This window comes from Streptomyces griseus subsp. griseus, assembly GCF_000720255.1.
In the GTDB taxonomy this organism is placed as follows: Bacteria; Actinomycetota; Actinomycetes; order Streptomycetales; family Streptomycetaceae; genus Streptomyces; species Streptomyces griseus_I.
In genome coordinates this window covers 282228-308382 of the sequence record NZ_JOJE01000001.1, presented here as the reverse complement: position 1 = coordinate 308382, position 26155 = coordinate 282228, and the positions used below count along the sequence as shown (strand labels likewise).

General features: G+C 69.2%; 19 protein-coding genes and 1 tRNA gene. 9 read left to right on the top strand and 11 right to left on the bottom strand.

The features are described from left to right. Positions 1-102 precede the first annotated feature (102 nt). Positions 103-1473 (top strand): pyridoxal phosphate-dependent decarboxylase family protein, encoded by a 1371-nt coding sequence (locus IG99_RS01400; protein WP_037668716.1) that lies wholly within the window; start codon positions 103-105, stop codon positions 1471-1473. Then, positions 1470-2882: a lysine N(6)-hydroxylase/L-ornithine N(5)-oxygenase family protein gene (locus IG99_RS01395; RefSeq protein WP_037668714.1), complete on the top strand. Its 1413-nt coding sequence runs from the start codon at positions 1470-1472 to the stop codon at positions 2880-2882. The genes IG99_RS01400 and IG99_RS01395 overlap by 4 nt, the downstream gene beginning before the upstream one ends. Before the next feature lie 57 nt (positions 2883-2939). Here the strand turns inward: IG99_RS01395 and IG99_RS01390 are convergent, their stop codons facing one another. Beyond that, positions 2940-4769, bottom strand: coding sequence for a bifunctional metallophosphatase/5'-nucleotidase (locus IG99_RS01390; protein ID WP_037668712.1), 1830 nt, complete (start codon positions 4767-4769; stop codon positions 2940-2942). 149 nt (positions 4770-4918) lie between these two features. On the opposite strand from IG99_RS01390, the gene IG99_RS01385 reads away from it, so the two are divergent. After that, on the top strand, positions 4919-5629 hold the full coding sequence (locus tag IG99_RS01385) for an SIMPL domain-containing protein (RefSeq protein ID WP_037668710.1): 711 nt from the start codon (positions 4919-4921) through the stop codon (positions 5627-5629). 141 nt (positions 5630-5770) lie between these two features. Continuing rightward, the gene (gene pyk, locus IG99_RS01380) at positions 5771-7201 is read left to right on the top strand and encodes a pyruvate kinase (RefSeq protein ID WP_037668709.1); all 1431 of its coding nucleotides are present in this window, start codon (positions 5771-5773) and stop codon (positions 7199-7201) included. 9 nt (positions 7202-7210) lie between these two features. Here the strand turns inward: pyk and IG99_RS01375 are convergent, their stop codons facing one another. Beyond that, entirely contained in the window at positions 7211-7978 is a 768-nt protein-coding gene (locus IG99_RS01375; protein ID WP_037668706.1) for a helix-turn-helix domain-containing protein, read from the bottom strand. Positions 7979-8084: 106 nt separating this feature from the next. Next, positions 8085-8157: transfer RNA gene (locus IG99_RS01370), tRNA-Leu, on the bottom strand. Positions 8158-8257: 100 nt separating this feature from the next. On the opposite strand from IG99_RS01370, the gene IG99_RS01365 reads away from it, so the two are divergent. Beyond that, a complete protein-coding gene (locus IG99_RS01365) occupies positions 8258-8914 on the top strand; it encodes an ANTAR domain-containing response regulator (protein ID WP_037668704.1) in 657 nt (218 codons plus the stop codon). Positions 8915-8991: 77 nt separating this feature from the next. Here the strand turns inward: IG99_RS01365 and IG99_RS01360 are convergent, their stop codons facing one another. The 7 genes from IG99_RS01360 to IG99_RS01330 all read right to left on the bottom strand — a co-directional run bounded on the left by IG99_RS01360 (position 8992) and on the right by IG99_RS01330 (position 18036). Further along, positions 8992-9708 (bottom strand): ABC transporter ATP-binding protein, encoded by a 717-nt coding sequence (locus tag IG99_RS01360; protein ID WP_037668703.1) that lies wholly within the window; start codon positions 9706-9708, stop codon positions 8992-8994. Continuing rightward, positions 9705-10589: an ABC transporter ATP-binding protein gene (locus tag IG99_RS01355; RefSeq protein ID WP_199815432.1), complete on the bottom strand. Its 885-nt coding sequence runs from the start codon at positions 10587-10589 to the stop codon at positions 9705-9707. The genes IG99_RS01360 and IG99_RS01355 overlap by 4 nt, the downstream gene beginning before the upstream one ends. Before the next feature lie 5 nt (positions 10590-10594). Beyond that, on the bottom strand, positions 10595-12421 hold the full coding sequence (locus IG99_RS01350; protein WP_078947479.1) for a branched-chain amino acid ABC transporter permease: 1827 nt from the start codon (positions 12419-12421) through the stop codon (positions 10595-10597). 5 nt (positions 12422-12426) lie between these two features. Beyond that, complete coding sequence (locus tag IG99_RS01345; RefSeq protein WP_037668701.1) at positions 12427-13356, bottom strand: branched-chain amino acid ABC transporter permease; 930 nt, start codon at positions 13354-13356, stop codon at positions 12427-12429. Positions 13357-13471: 115 nt separating this feature from the next. Then, positions 13472-14701 carry a branched-chain amino acid ABC transporter substrate-binding protein gene (locus IG99_RS01340; protein ID WP_394297954.1) on the bottom strand — a complete coding sequence of 410 codons (1230 nt, stop codon included), beginning with the start codon at positions 14699-14701 and terminating at the stop codon, positions 13472-13474. A gap of 500 nt (positions 14702-15201) precedes the next feature. After that, the gene (locus IG99_RS01335; protein WP_037668700.1) at positions 15202-15690 is read right to left on the bottom strand and encodes a PaaI family thioesterase; all 489 of its coding nucleotides are present in this window, start codon (positions 15688-15690) and stop codon (positions 15202-15204) included. Between the two features lie 66 nt (positions 15691-15756). Further along, a complete protein-coding gene (locus tag IG99_RS01330; protein ID WP_037668698.1) occupies positions 15757-18036 on the bottom strand; it encodes an FdhF/YdeP family oxidoreductase in 2280 nt (759 codons plus the stop codon). A 670-nt stretch (positions 18037-18706) separates the two neighbouring features. Between IG99_RS01330 and IG99_RS01325 the strand changes: the two genes are divergently transcribed. Together IG99_RS01325 and polA are read left to right on the top strand one after the other, a co-directional pair. Beyond that, a complete protein-coding gene (locus IG99_RS01325) occupies positions 18707-20080 on the top strand; it encodes an ABC transporter ATP-binding protein (protein WP_051864828.1) in 1374 nt (457 codons plus the stop codon). 51 nt (positions 20081-20131) lie between these two features. Beyond that, the gene (polA, locus tag IG99_RS01320) at positions 20132-22855 is read left to right on the top strand and encodes a DNA polymerase I (protein WP_037668697.1); all 2724 of its coding nucleotides are present in this window, start codon (positions 20132-20134) and stop codon (positions 22853-22855) included. 31 nt (positions 22856-22886) lie between these two features. Here the strand turns inward: polA and IG99_RS01315 are convergent, their stop codons facing one another. After that, complete coding sequence (locus IG99_RS01315; RefSeq protein WP_037669570.1) at positions 22887-23747, bottom strand: DUF4184 family protein; 861 nt, start codon at positions 23745-23747, stop codon at positions 22887-22889. 341 nt (positions 23748-24088) lie between these two features. On the opposite strand from IG99_RS01315, the gene IG99_RS01310 reads away from it, so the two are divergent. Together IG99_RS01310 and IG99_RS47320 are read left to right on the top strand one after the other, a co-directional pair. Further along, positions 24089-25867, top strand: a complete 1779-nt coding sequence (locus IG99_RS01310; RefSeq protein WP_037668695.1) for a lytic transglycosylase domain-containing protein — start codon at positions 24089-24091, stop codon at positions 25865-25867. A gap of 151 nt (positions 25868-26018) precedes the next feature. Further along, positions 26019-26153, top strand: a complete 135-nt coding sequence (locus tag IG99_RS47320) for an SPW_0924 family protein (RefSeq protein ID WP_107055794.1) — start codon at positions 26019-26021, stop codon at positions 26151-26153. Positions 26154-26155 lie beyond the last annotated feature (2 nt).

The following is a 26155-nucleotide window of genomic DNA, read 5'->3' as shown; positions in this document are numbered from 1 at the left end:
GGACATACCCTCTTTCGGGTTCTGATCGCCGCTCTTTTCGGGCGTGTTGGAGCATCCGGGTACAAGCTGGGACTCCACCGTGACGCCCCGGAGAGAAACCCCATGCACACGCCGCCCCTCGCCTCAGGCCCCCAAGGCCCCGGCGCACTGCGGCCCTTGCTCGACACCGTCCTCGACGCCCTCGCCAGCGGCACCCGCACCCGCGGGGGACCCCTCCCCGTCGGCGGCCCGCACACCGTCGCCGCACGCGTCCGGGCCGCCGTCGGCGACGTACTGCCCGACACCGGCGACCCCGACGCCCTGCGCACCCTCGTCCACACCCTCGCCGAAGGCGCCGCCGACCCCGCCCACCCCCTGTGCGCCGCACACCTCCACTGCCCGCCCCTCGCCGTCGCCACCGCCGCCGACCTCGCCGCCTCCGCCCTCAACCCCTCCCTCGACTCATGGGACCAGGCCCCGGCCGCCTCGGAACTCGAGGCACTCGTCACCAGAGCACTCGCCGCGGAGATCTACGGCCAGGACAAGGCCGGCGACGCCCTCGTCACCACCGGCGCCACCGAGTCCAACCAACTCGCCCTCCTCCTCGCCCGAGAAACACACGGCACCGACCTCCGACTCGTCTGCGGCGCCAACGCCCACCACTCCCTGCCCCGCGCTGCCTGGCTCCTCGGCCTGCCCGACCCCGTCATCGTGCCCACCCCCACCGGCACCCTCGACCCCACCACCCTCGACGACACCCTCACCCACCACCACGGCCCCGTCCTCGTCGCCGCCACCGCGGGCACCACCGACGCTGGCCTCATCGACCCCCTCCCCGACATCGCCGCCCTCTGCGCCACCCACCACGCCCGCCTCCACATCGACGCCGCCTACGGAGGAGGACTCCTCCTCAGCACCCGCCACCGCCACAAACTCACCGGACTCGACACCGCCCACACCGTCGGACTCGACCTCCACAAGATCGGCTGGCAACCGGTAGCCGCCGGACTCCTCGCGGTCCGCGACCCCCACGACCTCACCGCCCTGCACCACCGCACCGACTACCTCAACGCCGACGACGACACCGACGCCGGCCTCCCCGACCTCCTCGGCCGCTCCACCCGCACCAGCCGCCGCCCCGACATCCTCAAGATCGCCGCCACCCTCAAAACCCTCGGCCGCACCCAACTCGGCACCCTCGTCGACCACGTCTGCGCCCACGCCCACACACTCGCCGACCTCGTCGCCGCCCACCCCGCCTTCGAACTCCGCGACCGGCCCACCCTCAGCACGGTCCTCTTCCGCCCCGCCGCCGCCACCGACGACGCCGTCGCCGCCGTACGCCGCACCCTCCTCACCGACGGCCGGGCCGTCCTCGGCCGCGCCCGCCTCGACGGCCGACTCTGGCTCAAAGCCACCCTCCTCAACCCCCACACCCGGCCGGACGACCTGGCCACCCTCCTCACCCTGGTAGAAGGACACACCCCCGCATGAGCACGCCACCCCACCCAGCCCCAGGCACCCCCCGCGACCTCGTCGGCATCGGCCTCGGCCCCTTCAACCTCTCCCTCGCCGCCCTCGCCCACCCCCTCACCGAAGTCGACGCCGTCTTCTACGAACAACGCCCCCGCTTCGACTGGCACCCCGGCCTGCTCATCGACGGCACCACCCTCCAAGTCCCCTTCCTCGCCGACCTCGTCACCCTCGCCGACCCCACCAGCCCCTGGACCTTCCTCAACCACCTCAAAACCCGCGACCGACTCTTCCCCTTCTACATCTCCGAACGCTTCCACATCCACCGCGCCGAATACGACGCCTACTGCCGCTGGGTCGCCGCCAGCCTCCCCGGACTCCACTTCCGCCACCAGGTCGACGCCGTCCGCTGGAACCCCGAACGCGACATCTTCGAAGTCGATCACACCCAACTCGACACCGACGGAGAAGCCGAAGCACTCGGCCGCACCCACACCCGCAACATCGTCCTCGGCATCGGCACCGAACCCCACATCCCCGACCCACTACGCCCCCTCGTCGACACCCCCGGCGTCCCCGTCGTCCACGCCTGCGACTACCTCACCCACCGCGCCACCCTCCTCGCCGCCGGCCACGTCACCGTCATCGGCTCCGGACAGTCCGGCGCCGAGGTCTTCCTCGACCTCCTGCGCCACCGCACCCCCGGCCACGAAAACCTCCACTGGATCGGCCGCACCGAATCCTTCGCCCCCATGGAGAACTCCAAGCTCGGCCTGGAGCACTTCACCCCCGACTACACCCGCTACTTCCACGCCCTCACCGAACCCGTCCGCGACCGCCTCACCGCCGCCCAATGGCAACTCCACAAGGGCATCAGCGCCGACACCATCACCGCCATCCACGACGAGCTCTACCGCCGCACCCTGCACGGCGGCTGGCCCGACGCCACCCTCACCCCCGGCGTCCAGGTCCGCACCGCCGGCCGCATCGCCACCACCAAGATCGAACTCCACCTCGAACACCCCCAGCAGAACACCCGCAGCCGCCTCACCACCGACGCCGTCGTCCTCGCCACCGGCCACCGCCAACGCCCCCTCGACCGCATCCTCGCCGGCCTCGACCCCTACCTGCGCCGCGACAGCAGCGGACGCCCACGCGTCGACGAGCACCACCGCCTCGTCCTCGACCCCTCCATCACCGGCGCCGTCTACGTCCAGAACGCCGAACTCCACACCCACGGCGTGGGCACACCCGACCTCGGCCTCGCCGCCTGGCGCAGCGCCACCATCCTCAACACCCTCACCGGCAAGGAGACCTACCCCCTCCCCACCCGAACCGCCTTCACCACCTTCGGACTCGAACAACCCCAACCCCAGGTCCCCCGAGCCCGACAGCCCCGCACCCTCATCCCCCTCGTCGACGGACGCTAGCCGGCCAGAAACACCGGAGCCGCCCCGTCGCGAGGGACGAGGCGGCTCCACGGACGGCTAGAAGACCGGCGTACCGTTACGCGTCAGCTTCCAGTCCACCGACGCGAACAAGGCCGGATCGATCGACCCCTTCGCCTTCACCCAGGCGATCATCGTGTTACGGATCTCGTCCGAGTTCGACCACAGCACCTTCGCCGCGGCGACATGCGGGAAGTTCCCACCCCCATTGGCCCGGTAGTTGTTCACCGCGAACACGAACTGCCGGTCGTCCGCCAGCGGCGCCCCCTCGAACCGCACGTCCGTCACCCGCGAACCCGCCGGCTTCGCGATGTCGATCTCGTACGTCAGACCGCTCACCACGTCGTAGTTGTAATCCGGCGTACCGTTCGCGTTCGTCAGCTGCGCCGGGTCGACCACCACGTCCGGCGCCGTCCGCACGTAGTAGTTCGCCGAGAACTCGAGATACGCCTTCATCTGCGCACCCGTCATCAGACGCGCCTCCAGCGTGTTCTCGAAGACATACAGACCCGCCACATCCCGGATCGTGACCTGCCCCGCCGGAATCACCGCGCTCCGCGAGAACGCCGCCGCCTGCGACAGCACCGGCAACGACGCGTACTCCGTACCCGCCAGCGCCTGCTTCACCGTGTCGGCCTGGATGTGGTTGATCAGGTCGATGATCGGCACGTCCTTGTACGGAGCCTCCACCGAGGTCATCTCGGCGGTGTTCGTACCGATCACCTGGTTGACGTACGCCACGACCTTCGTGTGCTCGTCACCGAGCAGCTTCGTGATCTTCGGGTCCTCCTCCACCGTGTTGGAGTTCAGGACCCGCGCGCCCACCTTCTCGACCGCCCAGTGGCCCTTGACCCACACCAGCTCGAAGTCGAACAGCGTCAGCCGCTGCCCCCACTTCAGCGGCTCCGACAGCACGACCTGCTTGCCCGTCTCCTTGTTGGCGACGAAGTACTCCGGGATCTCCGTGTGCGCGTGCCCGACCAGGATCGCGTCGATCCCCGGCACCTGCTCCGCCACCAGACCCGCCGCGTTCTCGATGTACGGCAGCTGGTCACCGTACGACGACGTGCCGGACGAACCACTGTGCGCCGACACGATCACCACGTCCGCACCCATCGAACGCAGCTTCGGCACCCACTTCGCCGCCTGCTCCTCCAGACCCGGGAACGTCATCTTCCCCTGCACGTTCGCCTTGTCCCAGATCGCGATGCCCGGGTTCGTCAGCCCCAGCACCGCCACCTTCACGTCCCGCCCGAACGGCGTGCACAGCCGGTGCATGCTGTACGGCGCGAACGCCGGCCGCAGCGTCTTCGCGTCCAGCGCGTTCGCGCCCAGCAGCGGGAAACGACACTGCTCCTCGAACTTGCGCAGCACCGGAATGCCGTAGTTGAACTCGTGGTTGCCGAGCGCGGCGGCGTCGTAGCCGATCGCGTTCATGGCCTGCGCCATCGGGTGCACCGGACCGCCCTTGGCGGTGATCGGGTCGACCTTCGCGTAGTAGTACGACAACTGCGTGCCCTGGATCGTGTCGCCGGCGTCGATGAGCAGCGTGTTGCGGCGGCCCTTCTCCTCGCGGATCTGGTTCACCAGGGTCGAGATCTTCGCCAGACCGACGTCGTTGTGCGCCTTGTCGTCGAACTCCTTGTCCGTGAAGTAGTCCCAGTTGAAGACGTTGCCGTGCAGGTCGGTTGTGCCCATCACGGTGAACGCGTACCGCTTCGAGGGCTTCGAGGGCTTCGAGGGCTTCGAGGGCATCGCGGGCTTGGCGGGAGCCGCCTGCGCCGCCGGAGCCGCCGCCGCACCAGCGACCGCCACCCCCGCCCCCGTGACGGCCGACTTCTTCAGGAACTTCCGGCGGTTCAACGGCATGTCTGGTTCTCCTCGGGGATAGGTCAACGACGCGCGTAGATTCTGACCCGGACATGACGGAGCGCAACAGATCCACAAGGTTTCGAATTGGTGACCGAATCCACCAACCACAAGCCGCTAACCAGCGAAGACATGACAGAGTGGGGCGTATGACCTCGCCCGACGAACCCACCCACGTCCCCTACGGCACCCCCGACGCACCCCGCATCGCCGTCCGCGGCGAGGCCCACCTCGAAGTCGACCCCGAGATCGCCCGCATCGGCATCACCGTCGCCGCCCGCGGCCGCGACCGCCGCTCCGCCCTCGACGACCTCACCCACCGCAACGCCACCGCCCTCGACCTCGTCAAGTCCTACGGAGACGCCGTCGAACGCCTGGAGACCGGCGCCTTCTCCATCACCCCCGAACTCGCCAAACGCGGCCGCGGCGAACACATCCGCACCTACCACGGCAGCGTCCACATCACCGCCGAACTCACCGACTTCACCGCCCTCGGCGAACTCACCACCCGCCTCGCCGACCTCGACCTCACCCGCGTCACCGGCCCCTGGTGGTCCCTGCGCCCCGGCTCACCCGCCCACCGCAAGGCCCGCCAGCAAGCCGTACGCGAAGCCGTCCAGCGCGCACGCGAATACGCCGAGGCCCTCGGCACCTCACTGGCCGCCCTCGTCGAACTCGCCGACATCGGAGCGGAGGCCCCGAGGCCGGCGTATCCGGCGGCACCCGGCGGCGCCCGTATGCGCTCCATGTCCGCGGGAGCCGCGGAAGAGACCGCCGCACCCCTGGACCTCGAACCTCAGCGTCAACGCGTCCAGGCGGCGATCAACGCGCGATTCACCATGGCGCCCCCGAAATTGTGATGCGCACCGATCGATGATCGGATGCTCACAGGAGCACCTCGTCGCACAATTCAACACTTGTCAACTACCCTTTGCCCAAAGGTTGTTGAGCAGACATTCGCCGCCAATTCCCTACCCGCCGGTAAGTCATAAGCTCGAAACATGCGCCGAGCAAAAATCGTCTGCACCCTGGGCCCCGCCACCGACTCCTACGACCAGATCAAAGCCCTGGTCGACGCGGGAATGGACGTAGCCCGCTTCAACCTCAGCCACGGCAGCCACGCCGAGCACGAGGAGCGCTACCGACGGGTCCGCAAGGCCTCCGACGAAACCGGCCGCAGCGTCGGAATCCTCGCCGACCTTCAGGGACCGAAGATCCGACTCGGCAGCTTCACCGAAGGCCCCGTACTTCTCGAACGCGACGACACCTTCACCATCACGGTCGAGGAGGGCGTGAAGGGCGACGGCAACATCTGCGGAACGACGTATTCCGGCCTGGCCGACGATGTCACCGAGGGTGAACGCATCCTCGTCGACGACGGCAAGGTCTGCCTTGAGGTCACCTCGGTCGACGGCCCCCGCGTCCACACGAAGGTCATCGAAGGCGGCGTGATCTCCGACCACAAGGGCCTCAACCTCCCCGGCGTCGCGGTGAACGTCCCCGCCCTCTCCGGCAAGGACAAGGAAGACCTCCGCTGGGCCCTCCACATGGGCTGCGACATCATCGCCCTGTCCTTCGTCCGCAGCGGCAAGGACATCGAGGACGTCCACCGCATCATGGACGCGGAAGGGCGCAGGCTGCCCGTCATCGCCAAAGTGGAGAAACCGCAGGCGGTCGACGCGATCGACGACATCGTGGCGTGCTTCGACGGCATCATGGTCGCGCGGGGCGACCTGGGCGTCGAGATGCCGCTGGAGCAGGTCCCGCTCGTCCAGAAGCGCGCGATCAAGCTGGCGAAGCGGAACGCCAAGCCGGTGATCGTCGCCACGCAGATGCTGGACTCCATGATCGACAACGCCCGCCCGACGCGGGCCGAGGCGAGCGACGTCGCCAACGCGGTCATCGACGGCACGGACGCGGTGATGCTGTCCGGCGAGACGAGCGTCGGCAAGCACGCGGTCGACACGGTCCGCACGATGGCGAAGATCGTCGAGGCTGCGGAGGAGGACATGCTGGCCAAGGGCCTCCCGCCCCTGACCGACAGCAACAAGCCCCGCACCCAGGGCGGCGCGGTCGCCCGGGCGGCGGCCGAGATCGGCGACTTCCTCGACGCCAAGTACCTGGTCGCCTTCACCCAGTCCGGCGACACAGCCCGCCGCCTGTCCCGCTACCGCTCCCCGATCCCCCTCCTCGCCGTCACTCCCGAGCCGGCGACCCGCTCCCAGCTGAACCTGACGTGGGGCGTGGAGACGTTCCTGATCCCGGAGGCTGACTCGACGGACGCGATGGTGGACCAGGTGGATGAGCTGCTGTTGCAGTACGGGCGGTGCGAGCGGGGCGACGTGGTGGTGATTACGGCCGGTTCGCCTCCCGGGGTGTCGGGGTCGACCAACATGGTGCGGGTGCATCACATCGGGGAGGACGACAAGTAGGGGAGTGGGTCAGTGTTTGGGGCCTACGTGGGTGTCGAGTAGGGCGACGGACGCCTTCTGGGCGACGGAGATGTTGTACGGGTTGCCGTGACGGGTGCAGAGCGTCCACTCGATGCCGACCTTGTCGAGGGTGTCGGTGTAGAGGCTGCGGATGTCGTCGGAGACGTTGGTGAAGAAGTAGCGCGGGTATTCGTAGCGCTTGCGTTCGCCGCGGACCATTCGGGTGGTCCAGTTGGTGAGGCGGCATCCGTCGGAGTGGATGAGGCCGCGGATGAATTCCCAGGGGTCCGCATCGGTGATGACTTGTTGCCAGGGTTCGAGGGCGATGCGGCGCTCGTGCTTCTTGCCTGGGCCGTGTTGGGGGAAGACGCAGGTCCAGTGTTTGGTGAATGACTTGACGTCAACGCATCCAGCCCGTTGAAGGCGGGTGACGTTGGGCCAGGGCAGGACTCCGCGCATCGCAGCTTCGGCGGCATCGATCAGGCCGGGCCATGAAGCCGTGCATGTGATCATCAGATAGTGCTGCCTCGGTTTGGAGATGATGTAGCCATCACCGAGGTAGAGGCCCAAGAGGTACGCATACGCTGCGGTGTCTTCCGGCATTCCCGGCGTGTCTCGACATCGGAAGCAGGGCGGGGTTCGCTCAAGGGGGTCGATCCGGACCAGCCAACGGCTGATCGCCGAGCGGGAGATACCCGTCTCTTTGCTCACCGAGTTCAAGCTGCGACCCTGTGAAACCAGGGCGAGTGCCTGCTTGCGTGTGCTGACGTCGTACATGCGCCCACTCTGGGAGAGTGATCGCGACGACACGCAGCAAAAAGCGGATGTTCACGAGAACGGGAACATCCGCTTTCTGATGGCACCCTGGGAATCCAAGGAAAAGTGCCCCGAGTCGGATTCGAACCGACGCTGTATGGGTTTTGAATCCATGGCCTCTACCGCTGGGCTACCGGGGCCCCTTCAATATGAAGGTCAGCGGTCACCCGCCGTGCCCCCACCTTACCGCAGCTAGGTACGCTCTTGTCAGCACCACCCCTGCCCCAACAAGGAGCCCCCGTGACCTCCCCCGAGTCGCCCCAGCCCGAAGACGCGCCCGACGACGACAAGTCGCACGTGCCTCCGCTGACGACCCGTGTCGTCATCGCCGAGGACGAGGCCCTGATCCGGCTGGATCTCAAAGAGATGCTGGAGGAGGAGGGGTACTCGGTGGTCGGCGAAGCGGGTGATGGCGAGCAGGCCATCGAGCTGGCGCGCGAGCACCGGCCGGACCTCGTGATCCTCGACGTGAAGATGCCGAAACTGGACGGGATCTCCGCGGCCGAGAAGATCGCCGAGGAGCGCATCGCCCCCGTGCTGATGCTCACCGCCTTCTCGCAGCGCGACCTCGTCGAGCGTGCGAGGGACGCCGGTGCGATGGCATACCTGGTGAAGCCGTTCAGCAAGAGTGACGTCGTGCCGGCGATCGAGATGGCCGTCTCGCGGTTCACGGAGCTGAAGGAGCTGGAGAACGAGGTCGCCGACCTCACCCAGCGGTTGGAGACCCGCAAGCTGGTGGACCGGGCGAAGTCGATCCTTCAGACGGAGTACGGGCTGACGGAGCCGGCCGCGTTCCGGTGGATCCAGAAGACGTCGATGGACCGGCGCATGTCGATGCAGCAGGTTGCTGAGGCGGTCATTCTGGACGCGGACGAGAAGAAGGCCGGCAAGGGCTGAGGCCCGGAGACAGTCACGACTGAGGCCCGCGCCCCCGGAGAAGTGGGGTGCGGGCCTCAGGCGTATCAGCGAAGCACTCAGTCCTCGCCGAGGTACGCCTTCCGTACGGACTCGTCGTGCAGCAGGTCCTGTCCCGTGCCGGAGAGGACGATCTTGCCGACCTCCATGACGTGGCCATGGTCGGCCAGGGAGAGGGCCGCCTGGGCGTTCTGCTCGATGAGCAGGATGGTGGTGCCCTGGGACTTGAGTTCCTGGATGGTGGCCATGATCTTCTGCATCATGATCGGGGAGAGGCCCATGGAGGGCTCGTCGAGCATGAGCAGCTTGGGGCGGGACATGAGCGCGCGGCCCATGGCGAGCATCTGCTGTTCGCCGCCGGAGAGGGTGCCTGCTGCCTGCTTGCGGCGTTCCCCGAGGATGGGGAAGAGGTCGTAGGCGCGGGCGATGTCCTTCTCGATGCCGTCCTTGTCGTCGCGGAGGAAGGCGCCGAGGCGGAGGTTGTCCTCGATCGTCATGCGGGGGAAGATGTGCCGGCCTTCGGGGGAGTGGGCCAGTCCGAGCGCGACGATCTTGTGGGCGGGGATCTTGTTGAGGACTTTGCCGTCGAACTTGATCTGGCCGCCGAGGGGCTGGAGGAGGCCGGACAGGGTGCGCAGGGTGGTGGTCTTGCCGGCGCCGTTGGTGCCGATGAGGGTGACGACCTCGCCCGCGTCGACCTTGAAGGAGATGCCCTTGACCGCCTCGATCTTGCCGTAGGCGACCCGGAGGTCCTCGACCTCGAGCAGTGCGGTCACTTCTCGTCTCCTTCTGTGGTGCTGGGCGCCTCCGCGGCCTCGGCTGCTTCTTCCGCTGCTTCGACCTCCGCCGCTTCCTCCGCGCCGGGTGCGCCTTCGAAGGGGGTGCCGAGGTAGGCGGCGATGACGCGTTCGTCGGCCTGGACGACCTCGGCGGGTCCTTCGACGATCTTCTCGCCCTGGACGAGCACGGCGACGCGGTCGCAGAGGTTCATGATGAACCGGATGTCGTGCTCGATGACGAGGACGGCGATGCCCTTGTCGCGGATGGCGAAGATCAGGTCTTCGGCTGCCCTGGTCTCCTGGGGGTTCATGCCGGCGGTGGGTTCGTCCAGCAGGAGCAGACCGGGTTCGCTGGCGAGCGCTCGGGCGATCTCCAGCTTGCGCTGTTCGCCGTAGGGGAGGTTGCGGGCGAGGTGGTCGGCCTTGGCGGCGAGGCCGGCGAACTCGAGGAGTTCCATGGCTCGTTCGCGGGAGGCTTCTTCGGCCTTCTTGAAGCTGGGCAGGCGCAGCAGTGCGGACCAGAGGCCTTCGTTGGTGCGGGTGTGGCGTCCGACGAGCACGTTTTCCAGGACGGTCATGTTGGCGAAGAGCCGGATGTTCTGGAAGGTGCGGGCGATGCCGGCCTGGGTGACCAGGTGGGGTTTGGGCGGGAGGACTGTGCCCTTGTAGCTGACGGTGCCGGTGGTGGGGACGTAGAGGCCCGTGAGGCAGTTGAAGAAGGTTGTTTTTCCGGCGCCGTTGGGGCCGATGAGTCCGACGATCTCGCCGCTGCCGACGGTGAGGTCGACGGAGCGTACGGCGGTGAGGCCGCCGAACTGCATGGTGACGCCGGTGGCGTCGAGGACCGTGGTGGTCGTGGTGGTTGTGGTGGTGGTCATCGAGGTCACGCCCCTGCCTTGGCGACGCCGGTGGCGGTCTCGGGCAGGCCCTTGTCGTCGGGTACGTCGAGCTGTCCGGTCTCGTGGAATTCGAGCTGCTTCCTGCGGTCGGCGACGAGGCCTTCGGGGCGGAAGCGCATGAGGAGCATGAGCGCGATGCCGAAGAGGAGCAGCTGGTATTCCGCCATGAACTGGAGCTTGGCGGGGATGAGGTAGAGCAGTGCGGCGCCCACGAGCGGCCCGCTGATGGTGCCCATTCCTCCGAGGATGACGGCGGCGAGCAGGAAGGCCGAGTTGGGCGGCACGGAGCCGGCGAACTGGTACTGCTCGGGGGTGACGCTGTAGGAGACGTGTGCCTGGACGGTGCCGGCGAGGCCGGCGAGGGAGGCGCCGAGGGCGAAGGCGAGGAGCTTGAGGCGGAAGCCGTTGATGCCCATGGCGGTGGCGGCGGTTTCGTCCTCGCGGATGGCGACCCAGGCGCGGCCGATGCGGGAGTCGGCGGAGCGTCGGAAGACGGTGACGATGACGGCGGTGAACAGCAGCATCAGCAGGTAGTAGTTGCCGGGGCGTGTCAGTTCGTGGCCGAGGACGTTGTGGGGGACTCCGAGGTTGAAGCCGAAGATCTCCAGGTCGGGGATGTTCGGGATGCCGGTGGAGCCGTTGGTGACGTCGGGGCCGCTGTTGCCGTTGAGGTTGTTCATGGTGATGCGGAAGATCTCACCGAAGCCGAGGGTGACGATGGCGAGGTAGTCGCCGCGTAGCCGCAGGGTCGGGGCGCCGATGACGACGCCGAAGATCAGTGAGGCGAGTGCGCCGGTGATGACCGCTGCCCAGAAGGGGAAGTGGACGCCGATGGTCGACTGGGGGGAGCCGGAGACCAGGGCGGCGGCGTAGGCGCCGACGCCGAGGAAGGCGACGTATCCGAGGTCGAGGAGGCCGGCGAGGCCGACGACGACGTTGAGGCCGAGGGCGACCGTGGCGAAGATGAGGATGTTGGCGCCGATGAGGGCGAACTGGTCGTTGGTCTGGGTGAAGGGGAAGCAGATCGCGGCGGCGAAGGCTGCCGCGAGGGTGACGGTGCGGTGCTTGGCGGTGAGGGCGGAGAGCTGCTTGAGGAGGCCGGCGCGGTTGAGGGCGGTGAAGCCGAAGGCCGCGATAATGAGGAAGCCGACGAACAGCTCGGAGTATTCGGTGCCGATGCCGTAGGCGAAGACGTAGAGGCCGGCGCCGAAGCCCGCGGCGATGATGAGGATCTCGGCCCAGGAGGGGAGGTCCTTGGTGCGGCCTGGCTCGGGGGCGGTGAGGGCGTGGCGGAGGCGGCCCCAGGCGTTGGGGGTGTCGCCGTCGTCGTGGGGCCGGTCGGCGGGGAGGCCGAGGGCGCCGGTGACGGCGATGAGGGCGCCGATGCCGGAGACCCAGGCGCCGGGTTCGAGGTTGACGAGGCCGCCGAGTTCCTGGGCGATGGCGCCGATGGCGTAGCCGGTGGTGCCGAGGACGCCGAGGGTGAGGACGAGGACGGGGCTGTTGGTGCCGCCGGGGGTGAGCCAGCCGAGGCCCTTGATGCCGTAGCCGCTGAGGGCGAACAGCAGGGTGAGGATGGTGCCGACGAGGGTGAGTACCTGGAGGCCGCCGGGGTAGCCGGTGACGGTGAGGTTGCCGGGGAAGTCCTTGGTCCAGGTCCAGGCGAGGAAGGTGCCGGCGAGGGCGACGGCGGTGCCGGCGATGGTGATGAGGCGTGCCGCGGCCGGGGGGAGTGGGATCAGTGGAGTCGCTTGTGTGGTGGGCGACTTGGTGATGTCCGTGTTCTTCTGGGTGGGGATGTTGGTGGTCATCGTTATCACGCCCGATCCGCGACGCGTTCGCCGAGCAGGCCTTGTGGCCTGAACAGCAGGACGAGGATGAGGAGGGCGAACGCCCATACGTCCTTCCAGGCGCCGCCGCCGAAGAGGTCCATGCCGGGGATGTCGCCGATGTAGCCGGTGGCGAGGGATTCGGCGACGCCGAGGACGATGCCGCCGAGCATGGCGCCGTAGATGTTGCCGATGCCGCCGAGGACGGCGGCGGTGAAGGCCTTGAGGCCCATGAGGAAGCCCATGCGGAAGCCGACCTGGCCGTTCTTGAGGCCGTAGGCGACGGCGGCGATGGCGGCGAACGCGGCGCCGATGGCGAAGGCCATGACGATGATGCGGTCGGTGTTGATGCCCATGAGCTTGGCGGTGTCGGGGTCCTGGGCGGTGGCCTGCATGCCGCGGCCGGAGCGGGTCTTGGTGACGAAGAGGCCGAGGGCGACCATGCAGAGGGGCGCGGCTATGAGGACGAAGAGGTCGCCGCGCTGGACGTTGGCGCCGAGGACGTCGATGGGGCCGCCGTCGAACTGCGGGAAGGGGCGGTCCTTCTTGGCGTCGGGGTACCACATCCATACGGCCTGCTGGAGGACGATGGAGAGGCCGATGGCGGTGATGAGGGGTGCCAGTCGCGGGGCGGTGCGCAGGGGCCGGTAGGCGAAGCGCTCGGCTGCGGTGGCGACGGCGACGGAGACGATGACGCCGCCGAGGATCATGAGCGGGATGGCTGCGCCGAGGGCGAAGCCGTCGGGGAGGGTGAGCCAGACGGTGAGGGCCCCGAAGCCCCCGACCATGAAGATCTCGCCGTGGGCGAAGTTGATGAGCTGAACGATGCCGTAGACCATCGTGTAACCGATCGCGATGAGACCGTACATCGCGCCGAGGATGAGTCCATTGGCCAGCTGTTGCGGCAGTTCGTGCACCGCAGGGCCTCCGTGGGAGTGGTTCGGATACGGCGCCGCGCGGGAGCGCTGGTGGGCACTCCCGCGCGGCCTGATCAATGCGTGAGGTGGGGAGGGTGTGTTGCTCGGCCTTCGCTCAGCTGACGTTGGGTGCGGCGCTGTACTCGGGCGCCCACGCACCGTTCTTGACCTTGTAGGCGGTCATCATGTGGTTCGTGGTGTCGCCGAACTCGTCGAAGGAGATGGTGCCGGTGACGCCGTCGAACTTGACCTTGGCCATGGCGTCCAGGACCGCCTTGCGGCCGTCGGACGGGACCTTGCCGTCGTTGCCCTCGACCGCGATCTTGACGGCCTCGATGATGGCCCAGGTCGCGTCGTAGGTGAGGCCGCCGTAGGCCTCGTAGGCGTCCTTGTAGCCGGCGTTCTTGTAGTTGGCGATGAACTCCTTGGCGGAGGGGAGCTGTTCGACGGGCTTGCCGACGGAGGTGGCGAGGTCGCCTTCGGCCTTCTTGTTGAGCTTGGGGAACTCGCCGGAGTAGATGCCGTCGCCGCCCATGAGCGGGATGTTCTGGCCGCTGTCCTTGAGCTGCTGGCTCAGGGGGGCGGCGGCGGGGTACTCGCCGCCGTAGTAGAGGGCGTCGGCGCCGGTCTTCTTGATCTTGGCGACGACGGCGTTGAAGTCGCGGTCGTCGGGGTTGACGTGGTCGCTGCCGACGATCTTGCCACCGAGCTTGGTGAAGTTCGTCTTGAAGGAGGCGGCGAGGCCGGCGCCGTAGGTCTTCTGGTCGTCGATCAGGTAGACCTTCTTCTTGCCGGCCTTCTGGTAGAGGTACTCGGCGGCGAAGGCACCCTGGATCTCGTCCGTGGTGGCGGTGCGGAAGAACGTCTTGAACTGGCGGACGGACTTGCCGGTCTTCCAGCCGTCGCCCTGGGTGAGCTCGGTGCCGGTGTTGGCGGGGGAGATCTGGGTGAGGCCCGCGTCGTTGAGCGGCTTCTGCATCTGCTGGGAGACGCCGGAGTTCAGCGGGCCGACGACGCCGAGGACGTCCTTGTCGCTGATGAACTTCTGGGCGTTCTGCTGGCCGACGGAGGGCTGGGCCTGGTCGTCGGTGGCCTCGATCTTGAACTCGACGCCCTTGACGAGCTCCTGCTTGTTGGCCGTTTTGACGGCGAGGTCGGCGGAGTTCTTGATGCCGAGACCAAGTGCGGACAGGTCGCCGGTGAGCGGGGCGTCGACGCCGATCACGACGGTGGTCTTGTCTCCGCTGCTGCTCTTGCCGTCGTCGTCACGCGATCCACAGGCGGTGAGTGTCAGCGATCCCGCCGCGAGTGCGGCGGTGATGGCGATGATCGAACGTTGACGCACGAATCAGGTCCTTTCCCTGGCACGGCGGTCCCCCCTGGAACGCGCCGAGTCGAGCGCTGGGCCGAATTGACTTCGAATCCGATGGCGCGGTGACTGGGCGTGACTCTAAGCGCGGGCGGGGAAGGTGGAGGAGTGTCTGACCAAGGCTGTGACGCTCTTGTTATGACACGGCGTAATGCAGAGCGGTACACGGTGGGTGGATGCGTGGAATTCAGGCCGATTCGCCCCGTCCGCATAGTGAGAACGTGCAGGACGTGTGCTCGCTTTTTCAGCAGTGTTTCCCGTTTTGGTGATGACGTGAAGTCGTTGCCGCGGGCGACTTGAGTGCTCTTCGGAGGTGCGTCGGCGGGGCGCCAGGGCCGCAATGGAAGCGGGAACTCCAGGGTTTGCCATTGCGCCCGCATTACGCAGAGTTACGCCACGGAAAGGGGGTGCGGCGTTTGCTGACAAAGCCCCGCGTTCCGGGATGTTCCGGAAGCGGGGCGTGAGTCGACGGAGTGTCAGTCCGCGGTTCGGACGTGGGCCGCGTCGCCGGGGTTCACGTCCCGCAGGAGGCAGGTCAGCCGGGCGGTGCAGACGCGCTTGCCGGCCTCGTCGCTGATGATGATCTCGTACGTCGCCGTGGTGCGCCCCCGGTGCACGGGTGTGGCCACGCCGGTGACGCTGCCGGAGCGGACGCCGCGGTGGTGGGTGCAGTTCAGGTCGACGCCGACGGCGATCTTGGAGCTGCCGGCGTGCAGCATGGACCCGACCGACCCGAGGGTCTCGGCGAGCACGGCGGACGCGCCGCCGTGCAGCAGTCCGTACGGCTGGGTGTTGCCCTCCACCGGCATGGTCCCGACCACCCGGTCCGGCGAAGCCTCGACGATCTCCACGCCCATGCGCGTCCCGAGGTGCCCCGCGGAGAACAGGGCGTGGAGGTCGACGCCGAGCGCCGCGTACTCGTCGATGACCTCCTGGGGGAAGTTCACGTGGTGCTGCTCGCCCATGGCGCCCGGTCTCCGTTCCTCGGGAGTGGTGGTCGGACCGGTCGGTCCCACCTCCTGAGCAAACGCTCAGTCGGTCGTCGATTGTTCCAGACGCACGACCACGGACTTGCTGGCCGGTGTGTTGCTGGTGTCGGCGGTGGAGTCCAGCGGCACGAGGACGTTGGTCTCCGGGTAGTAGGCGGCCGCGCAGCCCCGGGCGGTCGGGTAGTGCACCACGCGGAAGCCCGGTGCCCGTCGCTCCACGCCGTCCTTCCACTCGCTCACCAGATCGACGTACGAGCCGTCCGTGAGCCGGAGCGCACGGGCGTCCTCGGGGTTCACGAGCACCACCCGGCGGCCGTTCCTGATGCCTCGGTAGCGGTCGTCCAGGCCGTAGATCGTGGTGTTGTACTGGTCGTGAGAGCGCAGCGTCTGCAGCAGCAGCCGCCCTTCGGGCAGCTCCGGGTACTCCACCGGGGCGGCCGTGAAGTTGGCCTTGCCGGTGGCCGTCGGGAAGCGGCGCTCGTCGCGCGGAGCGTGCGGGAGGGTGAAGCCGCCGGGGCGGGCCACGCGCGCGTTGAAGTCCTCGAAACCGGGGATCACGCGCGCGATGCGGTCCCGGATCGTCGCGTAGTCCTTCTCGAACTCCTCCCACGGCACCTTGCTGTCCGCGCCGAGCACCCGGCGCGCCAGCCGGCAGACGATGGCGGGCTCGGACAGCAGATGCGGGCTCGCGGGGTCCAGGCGGCCCTGGGAGGCGTGCACCATGCCCATGGAGTCCTCGACGGTCACGAACTGCTCGCCGCCGCCCTGGAGGTCGCGCTCGGTGCGGCCCAGGGTGGGCAGGATCAGGGCACGCGCGCCCGTGACGGCGTGCGAGCGGTTGAGCTTCGTCGACACGTGCACCGTGAGCCGCGCGCGCCGCATGGCCGCCTCGGTGACCTCCGTGTCGGGCGAGGCGGAGACGAAGTTGCCGCCCATGGCGAAGAACACCTTCGCCTCCCCGTCACGCAGGGCACGGATGGCTCGCACCACGTCGTAGCCGTGCGTACGCGGCGGCGCGAAGCCGAATTCCTTCTCCAGGGCGTCCAGGAAGGCCGGGGCGGGGCGTTCGAAGATGCCCATCGTGCGGTCGCCCTGCACGTTGGAGTGGCCGCGCACCGGGCACACACCCGCGCCCGGACGCCCGATGTTGCCGCGCAGGAGCAGGAAATTGACCACCTCGCGGATGGTCGGCACGGAGTGCTTGTGCTGGGTGAGACCCATCGCCCAGCACACTATGGTGCGCCGCGAGGCGAGGACCATGCGCAGGGCTTCCTCGATCTCCTGTCGGGTCAGGCCGGTCGCCGCGAGCGTCTCGTCCCAGTCGGCGGCGCGGGCGGCCTCGGCGAACTCCTCGTAGCCATGGGTGTGTTCGCGGACGAACTCCTCGTCGACGGCGCCCTGCGTGTCGAGGATCAGCTTGTTGAGGAGACGGAAGAGGGCCTGGTCGCCGCCGATGCGGATCTGCAGGAACAGGTCGGTGAGGGCGGCGCCCTTGAGCATGCCCTGCGGGGTCTGCGGGTTCTTGAAGCGTTCCAGGCCCGCCTCGGGCAGCGGGTTCACGCTGATGATCTTCGCGCCGTTCGCCTTGGCCTTCTCCAGGGCCGACAGCATGCGCGGGTGGTTCGTGCCGGGGTTCTGGCCGGCGACGACGATCAGGTCCGCCTTGTAGAGGTCCTCCAGCAGGACGCTGCCCTTGCCGATGCCGATCGTCTCCGACAGGGCCGAGCCGGACGACTCGTGGCACATGTTGGAGCAGTCGGGCAGGTTGTTGGTGCCGAGCTCCCGCGCGAACAGCTGGTAGAGGAAGGCGGCCTCGTTGCTGGTGCGCCCCGAGGTGTAGAAGACGGCCTCGTCGGGGGAGCCGAGGGCGGTGATCTCCTCGGCGATGATGTCGAAGGCGCGCTCCCAGGTCACCGGCTCGTAGCGCTCGCCCCCTTCGGGGAGGTACACGGGGTGCGTGAGGCGGCCCTGCTGGCCCAGCCAGTAGCCGCTGCGGCCGGCGAGGTCGGCGACGGGGTGCGCGGCGAAGAACTCCGGGGTGACCCGGCGCAGGGTGGCCTCCTCGGCGACCGCCTTCGCGCCGTTCTCGCAGAATTCCGCTTTGTGCCGGTGGTCCGGTTCGGGCCAGGCGCAGCCCGGGCAGTCGAAGCCGTCCTTCTGGTTGACCCGCAGCAGCGTCAGCGCCGTGCGCTTCACGCCCATCTGCTGCTGGGCGATGCGCAGGGTGTGTCCGATCGCCGGGAGTCCGGCGGCCGCGTGCTTGGGCTCGGCGACCTGCGGTGCGTCCTGCACCGGATCGCTCTTGGGCGGCTTCGTCGCCATCGCACTCTCCTTCGCGTACACACGGGGGACGCCCGCGATCCTCGCATGGGGCGGTGGCGCCGGCTGCTGCCGGACAGGTACTGGGGGCGGGAGCGGGCTGGGTGCCTCCTCGCCGGGGGCGTTCGCGTGGGCGGTGCGTTGTGCGCGGGGCGCCGTCGGCGGGGGCCGAGCGTCTCCCGCTGCCCAGGGCGAACCGTGGGTATGAAACCAGACGTTCTCGCCGCTCATCACTCTAGGATCATGACGTGATCCTGACATCTGTGTTACCGGGCGCGTTGGCTGTCTCCGCGGCGCTGTTGTGGTGTCGCAAGAACCTGGTGGTCGTCACCGTGGAGGGCATGAGCATGGCGCCCGCGATAGCGCACGGCGACTGTCCTCGTCCGACGAAGAGGCCTGCGCCATGTGAGAGTCGGCGACGTCGTGGTGCTGGAACCCCCGCTGACGGGCCCTTATCGCACGGCGGCCGTGGCTGGCGCCGACGGACGGATATGGAACGTGAAACGGGTCGCCGCCCTGCCGGGCGACCCCTTGCCGGCCGGAGTCCCCGGCGACGGCCGGGTGGAGCCGGGCACCCTGGCGGTCCTCGGCGACAACCGCCACAGCGTCGACTCCCGGCACCGTGGGCCATTTTCGGCCGACAGCCTGATGGGGGTCGTGGTGCGCAGACTCTTTGGCGGTCCTGGTCGCCGTGGCCGCCGTCCCCGCGCTCCTGGGCCACCTGGCGCTGACCCGCGGACGCGTGTCCATGCTCGCCTCGGTCTCCCCGGCCACCCGACGACGGATCTTCTACTCCTCCCTGATCTCCGATCTCACCGCGGTGCAGGAGACCCGCCTGTTCGGCCTCGGCGACTTCCTCAAGGGCCGCATGCCGGACGAGGTGGCCGTCATGCAAGACGGCGAGCGACGGATCGACCGCAAGGAGTTCCGGACGCACGGACTGCTCGCGCTGCTGTCCTCCGCGATTTCGGGCGGCGGGCTGGTGTGGGCCGTCGCCGGGGCCGCCGACGGCGCGCTGAGCGTCAGTGCCGTCATGGCCTTCGTCGCCGCGGTGGCCGGAGCGCAGGGAGCGCTGATCGGCCTCGCGACCGGCCTGGCGAGCTCATACCAGTCGCTGCTGCTGTTCCGCTACCACCACAAGGTCGTCGCCACCACCGACGACTTCCCGGCAGTGACCGCCACCGCCACCGCGCTCGCCCCCTTGCGCAAGGGGATCGAACTGCGCGACGTGTGGTTCCGCTACGACGACAGCCACCCCTGGGTGCTGCGTGGCCTCGACCTCACCCTTCCCCACGGCTCATCGGTGGCGCTCGTCGGACGCAACGGAGCCGGCAAGAGCACCCTCATCAAACTGCTGTGCCGCTTCTACGGCCCCACGCGCGGCGCCGTCCTCTGGGACGGCGTGGACATCAGAACGCTCCCTCCCGCGGAGTTGCGCCGCCGGATGACCGTCCTGTTCCAGGACTTCATGCGCTACGACCTCACCGCGGCCGAGAACATCGGCATCGGCGACCTGGCCCGGCTGACCGACACGACCGGCATCACGGACGCGGCCCGGATGGCCGACATCGACACGAAGATCCGTGAACTGCCGAACGGCTACGACACCCTCCTCAGCCGGATCTTCTTCGACCAGGACGACGAGGACGACCCGCACGCCGGAGTCGTGCTGTCCGGGGGCCAGTGGCAGCGCGTCGCGCTGGCGCGCACCCTCCTGCGCGGGGACAGCGACCTGCTCGTCCTCGACGAGCCGAGCGCCGGCCTCGACGCCGAGGCCGAGCACGAGATCCACCGTCGCCTCACCGGGCACCGCGCGGGCCGCACCAGCCTGCTGGTCTCCCACCGCCTCGGAGCGGTCCGGCAGGCGGACACCATCGTGGTCCTGGACGACGGCCGCATACGGGAACAGGGCACCCACGAGGAACTCATGGCCGCCGAAGGGCGCTACGCCCGCCTGCTCGCCCTCCAGGCGCGGGGCTACCGCTCCTCGGACACGTCGGACGGGGTGCGGCTTGCGGGGGAGGACCGAGCGCCGGTGATGCCCTGAGCCCGACCGTGGTGTGCCTGACTGTCAGTGGGCCGTGGCAGGATCGGGGGCGTGGCAGAGACAGCATCGAAGAAGACCGACAGCAGCCCCGGCAGCCGCCCGCGCCTGATGCTCATGGACGGGCACTCGCTGGCCTATCGCGCGTTCTTCGCGCTGCCCGCGGAGAACTTCACCACCGCGACGGGCCAGCCGACGAACGCCATCTACGGCTTCGCGTCGATGCTGGCGAACACGCTGCGCGACGAGGCGCCCACGCACTTCGCGGTGGCCTTCGACGTCTCGCGCAAGACCTGGCGCTCCGAGGAGTTCACGGAGTACAAGGCGAACCGTTCCAAGACCCCGGACGAGTTCAAGGGCCAGGTCGAGCTGATCGGTGAGCTGCTGGACGCGATGCACGTCTCCCGCTTCGCCGTCGACGGCTTCGAGGCCGACGACGTCATCGCCACCCTCGCCACCCAGGCCGAGGCCGACGGTTTCGAGGTGCTGATCGTCACCGGCGACCGCGACTCCTTCCAGCTGGTCAGCGAGCACACGACCGTGCTGTATCCGACCAAGGGCGTCTCCGAGCTGACCCGCTTCACCCCGGAGAAGGTCTTCGAGAAGTACGGATTGACGCCCGCGCAGTACCCGGACTTCGCGGCGCTGCGCGGCGACCCGTCCGACAACCTCCCCGGCATCCCCGGCGTCGGCGAGAAGACGGCCGCGAAGTGGATCAACCAGTTCGGCTCGTTCGCGGAGCTGGTCGAGCGCGTCGAGGAGGTCAAGGGCAAGGCCGGGCAGAACCTGCGCGACCACCTGGAGGCGGTCAAGCTCAACCGCCGCCTGACGGAGATGGTCCGCACCGTCGAGCTGCCCAGGACCGTCGCCGACCTGGAGCGCCCCGCCTACGACCGCAAGGCCGTCGCGCTGGTCCTGGACACCCTGGAGATCCGCAACCCGTCGCTGCGCGAGCGGCTGCTCGCGGTCGACCCGGGCGCAGCGGAGGCCGAGACCACCCCGGTCGTCACGGCGGGCGTGGAGCTGGAGGGCAAGGTGCTCGCCACCGGCGAGCTGACCGGCTGGCTCGACGAGCACGCCACCGGGCCCCTCGGGGTCGCCACGGTCGACACCTGGGCGCTCGGCACCGGCTCGGTCGCCGAGGTCGCGCTCGCCGCGGCCGGGGGAGCGGCCGCCTGGTTCGACCCGTCCCAGCTCGACGAGGCCGACGAGAACGCGTTCGCGGCCTGGCTGGCCGCGGAGGACCGCCCCAAGGTCCTGCACAACGCCAAGGGCGCGATGCGGGTGTTCGCCGAGCACGGCTGGCGCGTCGGCGGCGTCACCATGGACACCGCGCTCGCCGCGTACCTGGTCAAGCCGGGCCGCCGCTCCTTCGACCTGGACGCGCTGTCCCTGGAGTACCTCCACCGCGAGCTGGCCCCCGCCGCGACGGCCGACGGGCAGCTGGCCTTCGGCGCGGACGACGGCGCCGAGGCCGAGGCCCTGATGGTGCAGGCCCGCGCGGTCCTCGACCTGGGCGAGGCGTTCACGGGCCGCCTGGAGGAGGTCGGGGCCACGGACCTCCTGCGCGACATGGAGCTGCCCACCTCCGCCCTGCTGGCCCGTATGGAGCGGCACGGCATCGCGGCCGACCGGGCCCATCTGGAGGCCATGGAGCAGATGTTCGCGGGCGCCGTGCAGCAGGCCGTGAAGGAGGCCCACGCGGCCGCCGGACACGAGTTCAACCTCGGCTCGCCCAAGCAGCTCCAGGAGGTCCTCTTCGGCGAACTCGGCCTGCCGAAGACGAAGAAGACCAAGACGGGCTACACCACCGACGCCGACGCCCTGGCCTGGCTCGCCACCCAGACCGACAACGAACTGCCGGTCGTCATGCTCCGCCACCGCGAGCAGGCGAAGCTGCGCGTCACCGTCGAGGGCCTGATCAAGACGATCGCCGCGGACGGCCGTATCCACACCAGCTTCAACCAGACGGTCGCCGCCACGGGCAGGCTGTCGTCGACCGACCCGAACCTGCAGAACATCCCGGTCCGCACGGACGAGGGCAGGGCGATCCGCCGCGGGTTCGTGGTGGGCGAGGGCTTCGAGTCGCTGATGACCGCGGACTACAGCCAGATCGAACTGCGCGTGATGGCCCACCTCTCCGAGGACGCCGGCCTGATCGAGGCGTTCACCTCCGGCGAGGACCTGCACACCACGGCGGCCTCCCAGGTCTTCGCCGTCGAGCCGACCGCGGTGGACGCGGAGATGCGCCGCAAGATCAAGGCGATGTCCTACGGCCTCGCCTACGGTCTGTCCGCCTTCGGCCTCTCCCAGCAGCTGAACATCGAGGCGGCCGAGGCCCGCGCCCTGATGGACGCGTACTTCGAGCGCTTCGGCGGCGTGCGGGACTATCTGCGCCGCGCGGTCGACGAGGCCCGGGCGACGGGCTACACGGCGACGCTCTTCGGGCGGCGCCGCTACCTCCCCGACCTCAACAGCGACAACCGTCAGCGTCGTGAGGCGGCCGAGCGCATGGCCCTCAACGCGCCCATCCAGGGCACGGCGGCCGACATCGTCAAGATCGCCATGCTCAACGTGGACCGGGCCCTGCGCGCGGCGGACCTCAACTCCCGCATGCTCCTCCAGGTGCACGACGAAATCGTCCTCGAAATCGCCCCCGGTGAACGCGAGGCCGCAGAACGACTCGTCCGCCACGAAATGTCCACCGCCGTCCAACTCCGCGCGCCCCTGGACGTGTCGGTGGGCGCAGGACCGGACTGGGAATCAGCAGCCCACTAGGGGCTGTCCGCGAGACTGTGTCCGGCACCCCTCAGCGGGCGCCCGGCCCGCTCCGCTGCATGCCGACCTCCTCCGGCCGCCCGGTGACCTCCCGGGCGGCCGGACGCCACACCCGCACGCCCACGGCGTACAGCAGCAGCCCCAGCACCAGCCCGGCGCCGGCCCCGAAGCACACCGTCGGGATCAGCTCCCAGGGCTTCGCCCGCGCCCCCCAGTACTCCCACCAGCGCGTCGCCCGCTGCACGGTCGCCACCACCGCGCACCCGCCGATCACCGCACCGGCCCACCATCGGTCCCGTACCGACAGCGCGGGCACCCCCACCGGCTCGCCGGCAGGCGCCCGACGCAGCGCGCGCAGCAGGAACATGCCGATGGCCACCGCGGCCACGGCGGAGCCGCCGTATTGCAGGTACCAGTACAGCGGTGAGCCCGCCACCTCCCGCCCGAGGACGGGAAACAGCCGCATCCCCCACCGGTCGAGGTGCGTGAACGCGTCCCACACGACGTGTGTCAGCGCGCCGAGCACCGCGGAGACGTACCACCACAGCACCAGGGACGGGCGCACGCGCGCGTGTGGCGCCCCGCAGCGCAGCAGCGTGGCCACCCGCCCCTGCCGGGCCCTCGGCAGCAGCGCGACCAGCGGTTCGCGCACCAGCAGCCACAGCCCCACCAGCGTCCAGGTGATCAGCACGTCGACCGTGAACACCCCCGGGAAGGAGTGGGTGACGTCCCCGAACTCCATGGCCCCGGTCAGGACACTCGCCGCGTAGTAGGTCATGTCGGGCGCGAAGGAACCCGCGACGAGTGCGGCGGGTACCAGTCGCCCCCGGCCCGTTCCGTCGGTGCGCACGCCAGGCAGTACGGCCGCCGCGTGGCTCAGTGTGAACGGCAACAGGGCCCCCAGGAACGGATGGTGGCCGGCACCGCCGACCTGCTGATCATCGGCGTTCAGTATGCGTGACGCCCAACCGGTGAATATCGGGCACGAACAGGTGTCCATGCAAAGAGAGTTGTCGTAGGGTCGCCTGGGTCCCCGTCTCGGGGGCAGTACAAGTAGGACAACGAGGCCGCACCATCGCCAACAGGCGAAACGAACGCCCCACGCGTGCAACCTCAGGGGCGCGTCGATCGTCAGAACAGGTCGAGGTACAGCGTCGAGCACTGGACGAAGTACGGGTCGGGCAGGGCATACCGGACACGGACGCGCGAGCGTCCACGGGAGGGGTTCTCTCTATGGCGGCGCAATTCGGCGTGAGGCTGCGCAAGACGGCGTTCACCACCGCCGTGGCCGCGGCCGCGGTCGCGGCTCTGTCCGCCTCCCAGGCTCCGGGAGCCACGACCGACGAGCCCGGCAGACAGTCCGCCGCCGACTCCCAGCCGACGCCCGGCGCCACCACTGAGGGCAGCGCTACCGGCAACTCGCCGTACTACACGGACCTGCCGCCGCTGAACAGCCCGACCCCCGCGCCCAGCCCGAGCGCGACCACCCCGGCCGACCCGGACGCGACCGAGGCGGGCATCCCCGCGACCGTCCTGGACGCCTACAAGAAGGCCGAGGCCGAGCTGGCCTCCTCCAAGCCCGGCTGCAACCTGCCCTGGCAGCTCCTGGCCGCCATCGGCAAGGTCGAGTCGGGCCAGGCCCGCGGCGGCCGCGTCACCGCCGACGGCACCACCGTCTCGCCGATCCTCGGCCCGCAGCTCGACGGCAACGGCTTCGCGCTCATCAAGGACACCGACAACGGCGCGTACGACGGCAACAGCTCGTACGACCAGGCCATCGGCCCCATGCAGTTCATCCCCTCCACCTGGGCCTGGGCGGGCCGCGACGGCAACGGCGACGGCAAGAAGGACCCCAACAACGTCTACGACGCCGCGCTCGCGGCCGGCCACTACCTGTGCCGCAACGGCTGGGACCTGTCCACCCAGGCCGATCTCAACCGCGCGATCCTCAGCTACAACAACTCGCAGGAGTACCTGAACCTCGTCCTGACGTGGCTCGAGTACTACCGCAAGGGCACCCACGAGATCCCGGACGGCAGCGGCAGCGTCCCGTCGAACCGCAGCGACAACGGCACCGGCCGCACCGCCATTCCCTCGCCGACGCCCACCGAACCGCCGAAGACGCCGAGGCCCCCGAAGCCGAGCCCCCGCCCCGAGAAGCCCGGCGGCCCGACGACCCCGGCCCCCGGCCCGAGCACGCCCGGCAAGCCGACCCCGCCCGGCACCCCCGCTCCCACGCCCACCGACACGGTCGACCACCTCGAGGACGCCGGCACCGCGACGCTCACCGCCACGGCCGGCGACCGGTTCAGCCAGAGGATCAGCACCCGGGCCGAGACCAAGTCGGGCACGGCCGTCGCCAAGGTCAGGATCCGCTTCACCATCCTCGGTGACACCGACGCCACCTTCACCGGCGGCGAGAGCGTCGCCACGGTCGTCACCAACAGCTCCGGCGTCGCCGTCACGCCCCTGCTCCAGGCCGGCGAGAAAACCGGCGACTTCACGGTCCGCGCCATCGTCGTCGGCCGCACCCTGCCCGCCCTCGGGTACAAGGCGACCGTCACCGCCCGCGCCGCCGACACCCTCACCCGCACCAGCGACACCGCCCTGACCTGTGTCGCCGACGGTGAGTTCGCCGACCAGGTGCAGGTGAAGGCCACCTACAAGGGCGCCGTCGCGGACAAGGTCGCCGCCACCGCCACTCTCATCAAGTCGACGCTCGACCCGACCGTCAACGACAAGGGCCCCTACTTCAAGGACGCCGACGGCAAGACCGTCCGCACCCTGACGGACCTCCAGACGGACGAGAACGGCCTGCTCACGCTGCCGAAGCTGTACGCCGACGACACCACCGGCACGTTCATGCTGCGCATCACCACCACGGGCGGAGCGACCCTCAACGTCCAACTGACCGTGACGGCACCGGAGGCCACCCCGACCCCGTCGGACAGCACGACGGCGACCCCCTCGCAGAGCCCGTCGGAGAGCACCTCCCCGAGCCCCACCTCGTAGAGCCGACCAGACCTCGTGACGGCGGCGCCGCTCCCGGCCGGGAGCGGCGCCGCCGTCATGTGCGACAACGTGTTCTCATCTCGCGCGCCCGTTGCTACGGTGCCCGAACTGACGACCCATCAGGTCATATGAGTGTTTGCCGGGAGGCCGTATGCGCGCCCTGATCGCCGCCGCGACCGGCCTCGCCGTCGCGCTCGCCCTGACGTTCACGCTGACCGCGCTCGGCACGCCGACCGGCCACACGTCCCCGAAACCGCTGTTGACCACGGTGCCCGCACACCCGTGACC

Excerpts from the sequence above, each read along its gene's own strand:
- IG99_RS01400 (WP_037668716.1), top strand. The coding sequence starts at position 103 with ATGCACACGCCGCCCCTCGCCTCAGGCCCCCAAGGCCCCGGCGCACTG.
- IG99_RS01395 (WP_037668714.1), top strand. The coding sequence starts at position 1,470 with ATGAGCACGCCACCCCACCCAGCCCCAGGCACCCCCCGCGACCTCGTC.
- IG99_RS01390 (WP_037668712.1), bottom strand. The coding sequence starts at position 4,769 with ATGCCGTTGAACCGCCGGAAGTTCCTGAAGAAGTCGGCCGTCACGGGG.
- IG99_RS01385 (WP_037668710.1), top strand. The coding sequence starts at position 4,919 with ATGACCTCGCCCGACGAACCCACCCACGTCCCCTACGGCACCCCCGAC.
- pyk (WP_037668709.1), top strand. The coding sequence starts at position 5,771 with ATGCGCCGAGCAAAAATCGTCTGCACCCTGGGCCCCGCCACCGACTCC.
- IG99_RS01375 (WP_037668706.1), bottom strand. The coding sequence starts at position 7,978 with ATGTACGACGTCAGCACACGCAAGCAGGCACTCGCCCTGGTTTCACAG.
- IG99_RS01355 (WP_199815432.1), bottom strand. The coding sequence starts at position 10,589 with ATGACCACCACCACAACCACCACGACCACCACGGTCCTCGACGCCACC.
- IG99_RS01350 (WP_078947479.1), bottom strand. The coding sequence starts at position 12,421 with ATGACCACCAACATCCCCACCCAGAAGAACACGGACATCACCAAGTCG.
- IG99_RS01335 (WP_037668700.1), bottom strand. The coding sequence starts at position 15,690 with ATGGGCGAGCAGCACCACGTGAACTTCCCCCAGGAGGTCATCGACGAG.
- IG99_RS01330 (WP_037668698.1), bottom strand. The coding sequence starts at position 18,036 with ATGGCGACGAAGCCGCCCAAGAGCGATCCGGTGCAGGACGCACCGCAG.
- IG99_RS01310 (WP_037668695.1), top strand. The coding sequence starts at position 24,089 with ATGGCGGCGCAATTCGGCGTGAGGCTGCGCAAGACGGCGTTCACCACC.
- IG99_RS47320 (WP_107055794.1), top strand. The coding sequence starts at position 26,019 with ATGCGCGCCCTGATCGCCGCCGCGACCGGCCTCGCCGTCGCGCTCGCC.